Genomic DNA, 13,213 nt, shown 5'->3' with positions numbered 1-13,213 from the left:
CTCGGTCCGGCCGGCCGCACGATGGTCCGCACCCCGGTCGACGCCGGGCCCCGGTCCGCCGGGGCCGCACCGCCTCTGGTGCGCGAAGGGTGTCGACGATCACCGTGCAGTCGACAACGGAGTGCTGCCATGGTTCTGCCACCCTCACCCTCCTCATCGCCCGCACCGGAACCGGTCAGCGGCCCGTCCCTGCGGGCCGCCCTCGACGAAGGGCCGATGAGCCGCTTCCAGTGGGGCGCGATCGCCGTGTGCGTCGTGCTCAACATGCTCGACGGCTTCGACGTCCTCGTCATGGCCTTCACCGGCAAAGCCGTCTCGGCGGACTGGGAGCTCAGCTCCTCCGAGCTGGGGCTGCTGCTCAGCGCGGGCCTCGTCGGCATGGCCCTGGGCGCCATGTTCGTCGCCCCCTGGGGCGACCGGATCGGCCGCCGCCCGGTCATCCTCGGCTGCCTGTCCGTGGCCGCCCTCGGAATGCTGCTCTCCTCGGTCAGCCAGTCGCCCGCCCAGCTCGGAGCACTGCGCGTGCTCACCGGTGTCGGCATCGGCGGTGTCCTGGCCTGCAGCAACGTCATCGCCGGCGAGTATGCATCCCGCCGCTGGCGGGGCCTCGCCGTCAGCCTGAACTCCGCCGGTTACGCGGTCGGCGCCACCGTCGGCGGACTGCTCGCCGTCTTCATGATCGGCCAGTTCGGCTGGCGTTCGGTCTTCCTGACCGGTGGCCTGGCCACCGCCGTCGCCGTCCCGCTGGCCTTCTTCTCCCTGCCCGAGTCCGTGGACTTCCTGGCCTCCCGCAGGCCCAAGCGCGCCCTGGAGAGGATCAACACCCTGGCCCGGCGCATGGGGCAACCGCCGCTGGAGACCCTGCCCGAGCCCACCGCCGTACCATCCGGAATCGGGGCCGGTTTCCGGGAGTTGCTGTCGCCGGCGCTGCGCCGCTCGACGCTGCTGCTGTGGTCGGCCTTCTTCCTCGTCATGGCCGGCTTCTACTTCATCACCAGTTGGACGCCGACCCTGCTGGTCGAGGCGGGACTGTCCGGCAGCCAGGGGCTGACCGGCGGGACGCTGCTCAACGTCGGCGGCATCTTCGGCTCGGCCGCCCTCGGGGCGCTCGCCGCCCGCTTCGCGCTCCGCTCCGTCCTCATGGCCTATTTGATCGCCACCGCTGTGCTGCTGTCGGCCTTCATCGCCTCGACCTCCTCCCTGGGCGTCGCCTTCACCCTCGGCGCGATGATCGGCCTGTTCGCCAACGGCTCCGTGGCAGGGCTGTACGCCCTGACCCCGGCCACGTACGGCACGGGTGTCCGGGCGACCGGGCTCGGCAGCGCCCTCGCGATCGGCCGCATCGGCGCGATCGTGGCCCCGACGGTCGCCGGCAGCCTCCTCGACAGCGGCTGGACGCCGGAGAACCTCTACCTGGCGGTCAGCGTGATCTACGTCGCCACCGCGGCGCTCCTCCTGCTGCTGCGCCCCGCCACGGCAGGCGACACGAAGCCCGCCGCCGCGGCCCCGGCCACCGCGCACTGAACCCACACCCCCGAAGGAAACGAAATGACCGCTTTCGTACGCGATCAGTGGTACGTCGCCGCCTACGGCCGTGAGGTCGGCCGCGAACTCCTCGGACGAACCCTGCTCGGTGAGCCGATCCTGCTGTACCGCACCGAGGACGGGCGGCCGGTGGCGCTGTCCGACCGGTGCGTGCACCGCCGCTTCCCGCTCTCCCAGGCACCCAGTCGGCTGGACGGCGACCGGGTGGTGTGCGGCTACCACGGGTTCACCTACGGCCACGACGGCGGCTGCGTCTTCGTACCCGGCCAGCAACGCATCCCGCGCACGGCCCGCCTGAGGACGTACCCCGTCATCGAGCAGGACTCCTTCGTGTGGGTGTGGATCGGCGACCGTGAACCGGGGGACGTGCTGCCACCCCGCGCCCCGTGGATGGACTCGCCCGGCTACACGGTCGTGTCCGGCATGGAGCCGATCGACGCCGACTACGGGCTGCTGGTCGACAACCTGATGGACCTGTCCCACGAGACGTACCTGCACGGCGGCTACATCGGTACGCCGGAGGTGGCCGAGACCCCGATCACCACGGAGGTCGACGACGAGGCAGGCATCGTCCACGTCAGCCGCCACATGGACGACGCCGAGTGCCCGCCGTTCTACGCCAAGTCCACCGGCATCGAGGGCCGGATCACCCGGTGGCAGGACATCGAGTACCACGCGCCCGGCCTCTACCTGCTCCACTCGCGCATCGCCCCCGTCGGTGCGCCGGCTCCGCGTCCGGACGGCAGCGACCCGGACGCCTTCCATGTGGAGGTCGTCTACGGCATCACCCCGTCGACGGCGACGACGACGTACGACTTCTGGGCCGTGGCACGCGACTTCGCCCTGGACGACCAGGAGGTCACCGACTTCCTGCATTCCAACAACCACACGGTCGTCATGCAGGACGTCGTGGCCCTCAACGTGCTCCAGAAGTCCCTGGACACCGAGGAGGCCGGCTACCAGGAGCTGAGTATCAACATCGACACCGGCGGTCTCGCCGCCCGCCGCATCCTCGCCCGCATGGCGCAGGCGACGGCCCGATGACCGTGCCGCACCCCGCCGTACTGACCGGTGAAGACGTCTTCCGTATCCACTGGGTGCTGGGCACCGACCGGCTGCTGGCCGTCTGCCACTGCACAGCGGAGCGGGAGTTCGAGGACCCGGTGGAGCTGTGGGACTGGCTGCTGGGTCATCCCGACGACCACCGCCCGGGCGCGGTCGTTCCGGTATAGAGAGGGAAGAACTGTGACCACCGTGATCCCCCCGCGCATCGCGGCAGAGGTCGAACTCGACCTGGCCCTGACACGCAAGGAGACCCTCGCGGAGGGCGTCGCCCTGCTGACGCTCACGCACCCCGCCGGCTCCCCCCTGCCGGAGTGGAGCCCCGGTGCCCACATCGACCTGGTCCTCGGGCCCGATCTGGTACGCCAGTACTCGCTGTGCTCGGACCCGGCCGACCGCTCCCGCTGGCACGTCGCGGTCCTGCGCGAACCGGAGAGCCGGGGCGGCTCGGCGTGGGTCCACGAGCGCCTGCACGAGGGAGCCACGGTACGGGTGCGCGGTCCGCGCAACCACTTCGCCCTGGAACCGTCCCCGCGCTACCTGTTCCTCGCGGGCGGCATCGGCATCACCCCGATCCTGCCGATGGTCGAGGAGGCCCAACGGCGGGGAGCCGATTGGCACTTGGCCTACGGCGGCCGAAGCCTCCGCACGATGGCCTTCCGGGAGCGGTTGGCATCGGCGTACGGGGAGCGGGTGTCCCTGCGCCCTCAGGACACGTGCGGCGCACTCGACCTGGACGTGCTGCTGGCCGCCCCGCAGCCGGGCACGCTGGTCTACTGCTGCGGCCCCGAAGGCCTGTTGAAGGCCGTGGAGCAGCGCAGTTCCGCATGGCCGGCCGGCGCCTTGCACATCGAGCGGTTCGCGCCCACGGACCCTGGCCCACATGGCCCGGACGTGGCGTTCGACGTCGAACTCGCCCGGAGCGGCGTCACGGTGACCGTCCCCCCGGACAAGACCGTCCTCCAAGCGGTCGAGGAAGCCGGCGTGCAGGTGCTGTCCTCCTGCCAGGAGGGCACCTGCGGCACGTGTGAGACCACCGTCCTCGACGGGAACGTCGACCACCGCGACTCCCTCCTCACGCCCGCCGAGCAGGCTGCGCACGACACCATGTTCATCTGCGTCTCGCGCGCCGCCTGCCCGCGTCTTCTCCTGGACCTGTGAAGACCGGCGGCGTACGTATCGAGCATGTGGTCACCTCCGGCACCTTGTCCCTCGACGGCGGCACGTCGGAGGTGGCCAAGCACGTGTGGATCATTGGCGACGACCGGGAGGCGGTGGTGATCGACGCCGCCCACGACGCGGACACCACCGCGGCCGCGATCGGCGACCGCCGGCTGACCGCATCCGGTGCACTGATGGCCACAACGTGGCCACAACGACCCTGTCGGCGCCGCGTCCCGCGCTCGCGGAGCTGACCGAGGCGCCGATCCTCATCCGTCGTGACGACCGGACGCTGTGGGAGCGGACCCCATCCGGACCGCTCGCCCGACGACTACCTCTCCCACGGGTACGTGCCGAGCGTCGCAGGCACCGCGCTGACCGCACTGCACGTCCCCGGCCACCCCCTCGGGGCAGTTTCCCTGTACGCGCCCGACCGGGGCACTGCCTGCACGGGCGACACGCTCTTCGCCGGCGGGCCGGGCGCCACCGTCGGGTCGTACCCCCACTTCCCCACCATCATCCGCTCCATCCGGGACTTTCCCGCATGCGGCCCGGTCCCGCTGCGCCATGAGCTGCCCGGCACGTGAAACAGGGCGCGTGGCCGGGTCTGCCTCCGTTACGCTCGCCGCACGCGATGATCAAGGAATGGGGGCGGGTCCGGCATGGCGGCGGACGTGACAGGTGAACGGCTGCGCGCCGAGGACCCGCGGGACATCGCGGGATACCGGCTGCTGGCCCGCATCGGCGAGGGAGGCATGGGAACCGTCTACCTCTCCCGCACCCGCGGCGGACAGCCCGTCGCGCTGAAAGTGATCCGGCGCGAGTACGGCAGCGACCCCGGCTTCCGCCGCCGCTTCGAGCAGGAGGTCCAGGCGGCCCGTCGCGTCCAGGGTTACCACGTCGTCCCGGTCGTCGACCACGACACCACCGGCGAACAGCCCTGGCTGGCTTCGGTGTTCATCCCCGGCCTACCCCTGCATGAGGCTCTCGCGGCGCACGGCCCGCTGCCGCTGCCCGCTGTCTTCCAGCTCGTCGGCTGCACCGCGCGGGCGCTGACCGCGATCCACACCGCCGGCATCGTGCACCGCGACCTCAAGCCCAGCAACATCCTGCTGAGCAACCAGGGCCCATACGTCATTGACTTCGGCATCGCGCGCGCCGCCGACGCCACCCGGCTCACCATGTCAGGCGGCGTCATCGGCACCCCGCAGTTCATGTCCCCGGAGCACGCACTCGGCGAACCGGTAGGGCCAGCCACCGACGTCTTCTCGCTCGGCCTCATCGCCGCCGTCGCCGCGACCGGCCGCCACCCCTACGGCGACGGCGGCGCCCTCACCCTCGCCGCGCAGATCGCCAACACGGCCGTACGCCCACCCCGCCTGGACCTCTACGACAACCGGCTCCGGCCGCTCCTCGAGCGCTGCCTGTCCCCCGACCCGGCCGACCGCATCGGCGCCCAGGAACTGGCCGCACTGTGCGAGCAGGCCGCAGGGCGCTCCCTGAACGACTTCACCGGCTGGTTGCCGCAGCCGCTGACCGCACAGGTGGCCGCCCGAGAGCGTGCCGCACTCACCTCGCCGCCCGAGCCGGCGGTCACCGACCCGGGGCCGCGCCCGCCGCACGGCCCGACCTTCGCCGCCGCTCCGACCGTGGCGCCGTCCCCGCCGCCGCCCACCCCCTCGGCGCCGGCCGCCCTGCGACGTCCGCGGACCGGGGTCGTCGTCGCCGGCACCGCCGTGGCCGTCCTCCTGGCGGTGGTCCTGACCTGGACCCTGGCCCGCTCCAGCGGCACCTCGGACGCCGGGCAGGGCAAGGGCGACGGCAAGCAGTCGGTGCAGCCCACCCACTCCACCGACCCTGTTCCGACGCACTCCGCCGACGACGACTCCGGGTACACCGTCGTCTTCCGGGACCGTCCACTCGCCCTGCGCTCGCCGAGCGGGGCCAACATCGTCGAGGTCGACCTCGACGTTCCCCAGGTCGTGCAGGACACACCGGGCCGGGAGCTCAAGCTCAGCGAAATTTCGGGCGGCCGCTGGGAGTTCTACACCCCGATGGGCAAGAGCACCGGCAAGACACCGCAGCAATGCCTGCAGGGCGCCCAGGCCGACGTGCTGGCCACCGAGATCGAGGCGAAGGACCTGCGCACCACCCTCCCCGTCGGGACGCTGCTGTGCACGGTCACCACCGAGGGCCGGCTGGCCATGCTGGAGGTCACCGGCATCACCACCGGCCACAGCAACCTGCCCGACTATGCCACCCGGCTCACCCTCTGGCAGAAGGGGTAGCAGCGGTTACGCGAATGGGGACGCCCCGAGCCGTGGCTATGGCTCGGGGCGCCCCGTCGTCGTACGCGAGACGACGAGCGCGCCTCCGTAACCGCGTGCGCATCGTCACCCGTTGCCAGGTCTCGGCTCGCCGCGTTCCCAAGGACAGGTCAGGGTCGAGCCCTCAGTTGGGGTGATGTCGGTGAGACGTCCGCTGGTGACGGCGACTCCGCCTGGCACGGCGTTGCGGATGAGTGCGCGGAACTGGGTCGGGTGTGCGGCCGACCACCATCCGCGATCAGAGGGCTCCCCCACTGCTGGTTGCCCACCCCCGATCCGTGAAGCATTCCGTTCCACGCAGCGCAGTCGGCACCAAGTCGGCACGGGAGTCAGTACGGGCACCACCAGAAGGTGCCCGGATGGCGCGACTCAGACAGCTGCTTCGGGGCCCCGCCGAGGCTCTCGAAGAGCTCCGGCCGTCGCGCGCAGGTGCCGCCCATGGTGGTCGCGCGCACTCCCACGCCCAGAACTATGGTGTCCCGCCACATACGCCTCTGACCTGCGCGTTCCTACGGTGTGGCGACACGCAATCGTCCCCGTCAACCGCCAGGAAGTGGTGCCGATGTCCTCCCCCGCGACCGCTCCACCAGCTCCCGCCAGCCTCAAGCGGATCGTCGCCGCGAGCCTCATCGGGACCACCATCGAGTGGTACGACTTCTTCTTGTACGGGTCGGCCGCCGCGCTCGTCTTCAACAAGCTGTTCTTCCCCGGCTCCGATCCGCTCGTGGGCACCCTGCTGTCGTTTCTGACGTACGCCGTCGGGTTCGCGGCGCGGCCGCTCGGGGCGTTGGTGTTCGGGCACTACGGGGACCGGCTCGGGCGGAAGAAACTGCTCGTGCTGAGCCTGCTGTTGATGGGTGGAGCGACTTTCGCCATCGGGTTGTTGCCGACGCACGCCACCATCGGGACGGCCGCGCCCGTGCTGCTGACCGTGTTGCGGTTGGTGCAGGGGTTTGCGCTCGGGGGTGAGTGGGGCGGGGCCGTGCTGTTGGTGTCGGAGCACGGGGACGCGAGGAGGCGTGGTTTCTGGGCGTCGTGGCCGCAGACCGGGGCACCGGCGGGGCAGTTGCTGGCAACCGGGGTGCTGTCCGCGCTCACCGCGCTGTTGTCGGACGCTGCGTTCACCTCGTGGGGCTGGCGCATCCCGTTCCTGCTGTCCGGTGTGCTGGTGATCGTCGGTCTGTGGATCCGGCTCTCCGTCGACGAATCGCCCGTCTTCAAGGCGGCGTTGGCCCGGGCGGAAGCGCGCAAGGCGGAGACGGCGCAGGTGGAGAGGATGCCGCTGGTCGCCGTGATGCGGCACCACTGGCGCGATGTGCTGATCGCGATGGGTGCGCGGATGGCCGAGAACATCAGCTACTACGTCATCACCGCGTTCATCCTGGTGTACGCGACGACGTCGACCGGGCTGAGCAAGCAGACCGCGCTCAACGCCGTACTCATCGCCTCGGCAGTGCACTTCGCGGTGATCCCCGCCTGGGGAGCGCTGTCGGACCGTATCGGACGCCGGCCGGTCTATCTGATCGGGGCGGTGGGCGTGGGGGCGTGGATGTTCCCGTTCTTCGCGCTCATCGACAGCAGGAGCTTCGGCAGTCTGCTGCTCGCGGTGACCGTCGGACTGGTGCTGCACGGGGCGATGTACGCGCCACAGGCGGCGTTCTTCTCCGAGATGTTCGCGACCCGGATGCGCTACTCGGGCGCCTCCATCGGAGCGCAGTTCTCGTCGGTGGCCGCCGGCGCCCCGGCGCCGCTGATCGCGACCGCGTTGCTCGCCGATTACGGCAGCTCGACGCCGATCTCCCTGTACGTCATCGCCGCCGCGCTGCTCACCGTGGTCGCGATCGCATGCGCCCGCGAGACCCGCAACCGGGACCTGGCCGATGTGGCCGAGGAGCGGGAGGGGGCCGTGGCGGGGCGCTGACGGTACGGAACGGCCGGTCGTCCCACCGGGGCGACCGGCCGTTTCAGCGTGCTACCGCCGCGGACATCGCGTGCAGCCGCAACGCGAGCTGGATCTCCAGGGCACGCGGCGGGGACTGCCAGTCGGGGCCGAGCAGCCGGCCGATGCGCTCCAGACGCTGCGCCACCGTGTTGACGTGAACGTGCAGTTCGTCCTTCGTCCGTACCGGGCTCATCCCGCTGGCGAAGTAGGCGTCGAGGGTGCGCACCAGGTCGGTGCCACGGCTCCGGTCGTAGGCGACGACCTCGCCGATCGTGCGCGTCACGAAGCCGGTGATGTCCCGGGGGTCGGCGAGCAGCAGACCGAGGAAGCCCAGGTCCGGGGCTGCCGCGCCCTCGCCGGAGCGGCCGAGCAGGCGCAGCGCTTCCAGGCAGCGGCGGGCCTCGGCGTACGCGGGGGCTATGTCCCCCGGGCGCGTGGCGGGGGCACCGACGGGGGACGAGGCGCCGACGGTCACCGGTTCGCGCAGGGTGCCTCCGAGGTGCTTGGCGGTCTGCCGGGCGAGCTCGGCCGCGGTGTCGCCCGGGCCCAGCGGGAGGAGCAGCACGGTGCCGCCGTCGCGGGCGGAGGCGAGGCCGCGGCGGGTGGCCGCCAGGTGCGAGGCGGCCGACCAGAGGCGCTGCCGGTCGGCCCCCTCGCGCTCGGTGTCGTGCGCATCGGCGTGGGGATCGACGTGCCGGTCGGTGTTCCGGTCGGCGTGCGATTCGGCGCGTGGATCCGGCCGGTCGATGCGGGCTGCCAGCACCACGTGCGGGGCGTCGAAGTCGCTGCCCAGGCGGGCGGCGCGTTCCTTCAGCAGCCGCCGGTCGCGCTCGGGGGCGTCGAGCAGGTCGTCCAGCAGTTCCCCTCGTACCCGCTGTTCCGCTTCCCCGGCGGAGCGGCGTGCGAGGAGCAGCAGGGAGGTGACCATCGCGGCCCGCTCCAGGGTCCGCTGGTCGACCGGGTCCAGGTCCGGCTGGCCGCGCAGCACGAGAGCCCCCAGGGTCTCGGCGCCGGCGGACACGGCCGCCACCCATTCGTCACCACGCCGTGTGGCGTGGCCGTCGACGCACTCGGCGGGCAGCGGCCCTTCGGTGAACTCCACCGATCCGTCCAGGACCTCCGACACGGCCGCCGCCACGTCGTGGACACCGCCGCCGCGCAGGACCAGCTCGGTCAGCCGGTCGTGCACCTCCGAGGCCCGTTCGATGACGCCGCTGTGGGCACGGATGATGTCGTTGGCCCGCTCCAGCTCGGCCAGCGCCGACCTGGTCTCGGCCAGCAGGTTGGCGGTGTCGATGGCGACCGCCGCGTGTGCGGCGAACGAGCCGAGCAGCGCGACCTGTTCGCGCTCGAAGACACGGGCGCGCCGGTCCGCGGCGAACAGCACACCGATCACCTGGCTGCCGAGCATGAGCGGCACGCCGAGGATGGCCACCAGCCCCTCGTCCCGTACGCCGGAGTCGATTGCCCGGGTGTGCCGGAACCGCTCGTCGTCGAAGTAGCTCTCCGTCACATACGGCCGGGCGGTCTGGGCGACGAGGCCTCCGAGCCCCTCCCCCATGCCCAGGCGAAGCTGCTGGAAGCGTGCCGACACCGAGCCCTCGGTGACCCGCATGTAGGTGTCGCCGCGGGCCGGGTCGTTCAGGCTGAGGTAGGCGACCTCGGTGCCCAGCAGGGAACGCGCGCGCTGCACGATGGCGCGCAGCACCGCGTCGAGGTCCCGCAGCCCGGCGAGGTCGTGCGCGGTCTCGAAGAGCGCGGACAGCTCGGCCTCGCGGCGCCGTCGCCCCTCCAGCTCGGCGTGGACGCGCAGCGCGAGCTGCTTGGCGTGTTCGAGCGCGGCGAGCGCGGCGGGGCCGGCGCCGCTCGCACGGGCGAGCAGCACCGGCCGGTCGTACGCCTCGACGGCCGCCCCACGCGCGAGAAGCCCCAGGTAGGCGGCCGGGTCGGCGCTGGGCTCCGGCTCGCGGAGCGGTTCTTCGGACATGGTCACAGGGATACCTGCCGTACGGGTGGTCGCACCAGCCCTGTGGAAAACCCGCAGCACGCTCAGTGCGCGGTCCAGCCGCCGTCGAGGACGAGCGAGGTACCGGTGATGAACGAGGCGTGAGGGGCGCAGAGGTAGGCGACGGCCTCGGCGACCTCTTCCGGTTCGACGAGCCGCTTGAGCGCCGAGTCCTTCAGCAGGACATCGGTCACGACCCGCTCGGGGGGAATGCCGTGGGCCTCCGCCTGGTCCGCGATCTGGGCTTCTACCAGGGGGGTGCGTACATAGCCGGGGTTGACGCAGTTGGAGATGACCCCGTGGGGTGCCCCTTCGAGGGCGGCGGTCTTGGACAGTCCTTCCAGGCCGTGTTTCGCGGCCACATACGCAGACTTGTAGGCAGAGGCGCGGAGCCCATGGACGGAGGAGAGGTTGACGATGCGGCCCCACCCTTGTGCGTACATGTGCGGCAGCGCGCCCCTGATCAGCCGGAAGGGCGCTTCCAGCATCACGGTGAGGACGGTGTGGAAGACGTCCGGGGGGAAGTCCTCGATGGGGCGGACCAGTTGGAGCCCGGCGTTGTTGACGAGGATGTCGGTGCCCGCCGCCAGTTCCTCGGCGGCGTCGAGGTCGGTCAGGTCGAGTACGTGCGGTTCGACCGCCCCGGCCGCCGCGGGCGCCGCCTCGGCCAGGGCGTCCAGGCCGGGGGCGTCCCGGTCGACGGCCCTGACCTTCGCCCCGGCGGCCGCGAGCCGCAGCGCGCAGGCGCGGCCGATGCCGCTCGCCGCGCCGGTGACGAGGGCGGTGCGGCCGCCGAGGTCGAGGGAGGTGACGGTGTGGGGTGCGGTCATGTTCCGCACCCTACGAAGCGCGCCCCACGCAGCCGATGTGGCCCACACCCATACTTCGCCCTAGTCGGTCGTGGTGGAGAACCATGTGGGGCCATCGGTGAGTGCCTGCTTGATCCGCAACAGCTCACCCTCGCGCAGCGGCGGCAGCGCGTCCAGCGCGAACCACCCCACCTCCAGCGACTCGTCGTCGTTGACGCGCGCCCGACCGCCCACAGCCCGGCAGCGGAAGCAGGTGTCCACGTACTGACACTGGTCGCCGTTGTCGTACGTGATCGTCGGCAGCGTCTCCACGAGGACCACGCGCTCGACGACGCACTCCACGGCCGTCTCCTCGTACACCTCCCGCACCGCGCTCACGGCCGGCTGCTCCCCCGGCTCCGGGATGCCGCCGACGAGCGACCACCTGCCGTTGTCGGCCCGTCTGACCAGCAGGAGTCTCTCCTCGTCGTCGAAGACGACGGCGGTGACGCCCGGGAGGAGGAGCAACTGGTTCCCGGCGGTGGCCCGGACGGCCCGGATGAAGTCAGGAGTTGCCATGGGCCCGACCCTAGGCGGTCGGGGGCTGCGGCGTGCCACGGCGACGTGCAGCCGCAAGGTACCCGGCCCAGCCGAGCCCCGCGGCGGCGAGGGCCACCAGGGCCGCCTCGGGCAGCGTGCCCATCCGGGTCGCCGGCGTCAGCGAGGAGCGCAGCGGCACCTCCGCCACCAGGGCGTCCGGGGTGAACATCCGGGACTCCCGCACGATCGTGCCGTCCGGCCGGATGATCGCGCTGACACCGCTGGTCACCGGTACGACGACGGCACGGCTGTGCTCGACGGCCCGGACCCGGGACATGGCGAGCTGCTGGTAGGTCATCTCGCTGCGCCCGAAGGTGGCGTTGTTGCTCGGTACGGAGATGAGCCGGGCGCCGTGAACGACGGTGTCCCGCACCGCCCAGTCGAAGGCCGCCTCGTAACACGTGGCGAGCCCGACCTTCGTCCCGGCGAGGTCGAAGACGCCCACCTCGGTACCGGGGCCGAAGTCGCGTCGTACCCGGTCGACGTCCTTGTCGAAGATCCGTACGAACGACCGCATCGGGATGTACTCGCCGAACGGCTGGACGTGACGCTTGTCGTACGTCGCGACAGGACCGGCCTGCGGGTCCCACTGGATCAGGGTGTTGCGGAGGGTGCCGGTCTCGGGCGTGAGGACGGCACCGACGACGGTCGGTACGCCGATGGCCTTGACCGCCTCGTCGATGACGAACCGGGCGTCGCCGTTGCGGTAGGGGTCGAGGTCGGAGGAGTTCTCCGGCCACAACACGAAGTCCGGCTCGGGCGCCTTGCCCGCCGCGACATCGTCCGCGAGCTGCTCGGTGCGGCGGGCGTGGTTGTCGAGGACGGCGCGGCGCTGCTCGTTGAAGTCCAGGCCCAGACGCGGCACGTTCCCCTGGATCGCGGCCACGGTCGCGGTGCCGTCCTCGGGTGCGTCGGAGACCAGCGGCTGGGCGGCGAGGGCCGCGGTGACCGGGACCAGGAGGGAGAGGGCGGCCGCGGCGAGGGGGCCGCGCGGGAGGGACCGGGTCGCCCGGTACGCATGGGCGACGCGCACGGTCTCGTACAGACCGAAGCCGCACAGGGCGACGGCGAAGCCGAGTACGGGAGTGCCGCCCACCGCCGCGAGCGGCAGGAACGCGCCGTCCGCCTGACCGAAGGCGATCTTGCCCCAGGGGAACCCGCCGAACGGCACGCGCGCGCGTGCCGCCTCTCCCACGATCCACGCGGCGGCGGCGAACACCGGCCATGCGGGGAGCCGCGACACGGCGGCGACGAGGAGGCAGGCGGCCGCGACGAAGAGGGACTCCACGGCGACGAGCGCCAGCCACGGCAGCGCCCCGACCGCCTCGCCCGTCCACACCAGGAGAGGCAGGAGGAAACCGAGCCCGGCGAGGTAGCCCAGGCCGAAGCCCGCCCGGAGCCGGCAGCCGTGCAGCGCCCACCCGAGCAGGGCGAACCCGGGCACGGCGAGCCACCACAGCGGGCGGGGCGGGAAGCTCAGGAACAGCAGGGCACCGGAGAGCAGCGCACCCGTCGGCCGCGCCGGCCACCACGGCAACCGGGCCCCCGGTTCCTCGCGGGCCGGGAGAGGGGGAGGGGCATCGACGGCGGTCATGGTGGTGCTCACGTGCGGAGTCTACGGCGACCACCTGTACGAACCCCAGCGCGGGCGGCCACGCCCCGGCCCTGCCCCCGGGCACGGCTCCGGTCGCGGGTCCGGGCACGGCTCCGGTCGCGGGTCAGGGCGCGGGTCCGGTCGCGGGTCAGGGCGGGCCCGTGGTACCCGGGGGGCCCGGCAAGGGAG

General features: G+C 72.1%; 10 protein-coding genes and 1 pseudogene. 7 read left to right on the top strand and 4 right to left on the bottom strand.

Annotated features, from left to right (window positions below; all coding sequences use genetic code 11):
- Window positions 1–129 precede the first annotated feature (129 nt).
- The 7 genes and pseudogenes from ABT360_RS03860 (at window position 130) to ABT360_RS03830 (ending at window position 8,016) form a co-directional block, all read left to right on the top strand.
- Window positions 130–1,524 carry an MFS transporter gene (locus tag ABT360_RS03860; RefSeq protein ID WP_351810188.1) on the top strand — a complete coding sequence of 465 codons (1,395 nt, stop codon included), beginning with the start codon at window positions 130–132 and terminating at the stop codon, window positions 1,522–1,524.
- A 24-nt stretch (window positions 1,525–1,548) separates the two neighbouring features.
- Window positions 1,549–2,589, top strand: coding sequence for an aromatic ring-hydroxylating dioxygenase subunit alpha (locus ABT360_RS03855; protein ID WP_351810185.1), 1,041 nt, complete (start codon window positions 1,549–1,551; stop codon window positions 2,587–2,589).
- Entirely contained in the window at window positions 2,586–2,777 is a 192-nt protein-coding gene (locus tag ABT360_RS03850; RefSeq protein WP_351810182.1) for a hypothetical protein, read from the top strand. Before ABT360_RS03855 ends, ABT360_RS03850 begins: the two co-directional genes overlap by 4 nt.
- Before the next feature lie 37 nt (window positions 2,778–2,814).
- Window positions 2,815–3,768 carry a PDR/VanB family oxidoreductase gene (locus ABT360_RS03845; RefSeq protein WP_351810546.1) on the top strand — a complete coding sequence of 318 codons (954 nt, stop codon included), beginning with the start codon at window positions 2,815–2,817 and terminating at the stop codon, window positions 3,766–3,768.
- Window positions 3,765–4,304, top strand: a pseudogene (locus ABT360_RS03840) (MBL fold metallo-hydrolase); the annotation flags it as partial. The gene ABT360_RS03845 and the pseudogene ABT360_RS03840, both read left to right, overlap by 4 nt.
- 138 nt (window positions 4,305–4,442) lie before the next feature.
- Window positions 4,443–6,056 carry a serine/threonine-protein kinase gene (locus tag ABT360_RS03835; protein WP_351810179.1) on the top strand — a complete coding sequence of 538 codons (1,614 nt, stop codon included), beginning with the start codon at window positions 4,443–4,445 and terminating at the stop codon, window positions 6,054–6,056.
- Window positions 6,057–6,657: 601 nt separating this feature from the next.
- Window positions 6,658–8,016: an MFS transporter gene (locus ABT360_RS03830; RefSeq protein ID WP_351810176.1), complete on the top strand. Its 1,359-nt coding sequence runs from the start codon at window positions 6,658–6,660 to the stop codon at window positions 8,014–8,016.
- Window positions 8,017–8,059: 43 nt separating this feature from the next.
- Here ABT360_RS03830 and ABT360_RS03825 read toward each other — a convergent pair whose 3' ends face one another.
- The 4 genes from ABT360_RS03825 to lnt form a co-directional block, all read right to left on the bottom strand.
- Window positions 8,060–10,024, bottom strand: a complete 1,965-nt coding sequence (locus ABT360_RS03825; protein WP_351810173.1) for a helix-turn-helix domain-containing protein — start codon at window positions 10,022–10,024, stop codon at window positions 8,060–8,062.
- Between the two features lie 62 nt (window positions 10,025–10,086).
- On the bottom strand, window positions 10,087–10,872 hold the full coding sequence (locus ABT360_RS03820) for a 3-hydroxybutyrate dehydrogenase (RefSeq protein WP_351810170.1): 786 nt from the start codon (window positions 10,870–10,872) through the stop codon (window positions 10,087–10,089).
- A gap of 60 nt (window positions 10,873–10,932) precedes the next feature.
- Window positions 10,933–11,409 carry an NUDIX hydrolase gene (locus ABT360_RS03815; protein ID WP_351810167.1) on the bottom strand — a complete coding sequence of 159 codons (477 nt, stop codon included), beginning with the start codon at window positions 11,407–11,409 and terminating at the stop codon, window positions 10,933–10,935.
- Between the two features lie 10 nt (window positions 11,410–11,419).
- Window positions 11,420–13,036 carry an apolipoprotein N-acyltransferase gene (lnt, locus tag ABT360_RS03810; protein ID WP_351810165.1) on the bottom strand — a complete coding sequence of 539 codons (1,617 nt, stop codon included), beginning with the start codon at window positions 13,034–13,036 and terminating at the stop codon, window positions 11,420–11,422.
- Window positions 13,037–13,213: the final 177 nt, after the last annotated feature.

Source organism: Streptomyces sp. NPDC000229 (genome assembly GCF_040300825.1).
Taxonomy (GTDB): domain Bacteria; phylum Actinomycetota; class Actinomycetes; order Streptomycetales; family Streptomycetaceae; genus Streptomyces.
The sequence above is the reverse complement of the archived record's forward strand: the minus strand, read 5'-3'. Positions and strand labels throughout refer to the sequence as shown.

Coding starts and splice junctions, on each gene's coding strand:
- ABT360_RS03860 (WP_351810188.1), top strand. CDS start 130: ATGGTTCTGCCACCCTCACCCTCCTCATCGCCCGCACCGGAACCGGTC.
- ABT360_RS03855 (WP_351810185.1), top strand. CDS start 1,549: ATGACCGCTTTCGTACGCGATCAGTGGTACGTCGCCGCCTACGGCCGT.
- ABT360_RS03850 (WP_351810182.1), top strand. CDS start 2,586: ATGACCGTGCCGCACCCCGCCGTACTGACCGGTGAAGACGTCTTCCGT.
- ABT360_RS03830 (WP_351810176.1), top strand. CDS start 6,658: ATGTCCTCCCCCGCGACCGCTCCACCAGCTCCCGCCAGCCTCAAGCGG.
- ABT360_RS03825 (WP_351810173.1), bottom strand. CDS start 10,024: ATGTCCGAAGAACCGCTCCGCGAGCCGGAGCCCAGCGCCGACCCGGCC.
- ABT360_RS03820 (WP_351810170.1), bottom strand. CDS start 10,872: ATGACCGCACCCCACACCGTCACCTCCCTCGACCTCGGCGGCCGCACC.
- ABT360_RS03815 (WP_351810167.1), bottom strand. CDS start 11,409: ATGGCAACTCCTGACTTCATCCGGGCCGTCCGGGCCACCGCCGGGAAC.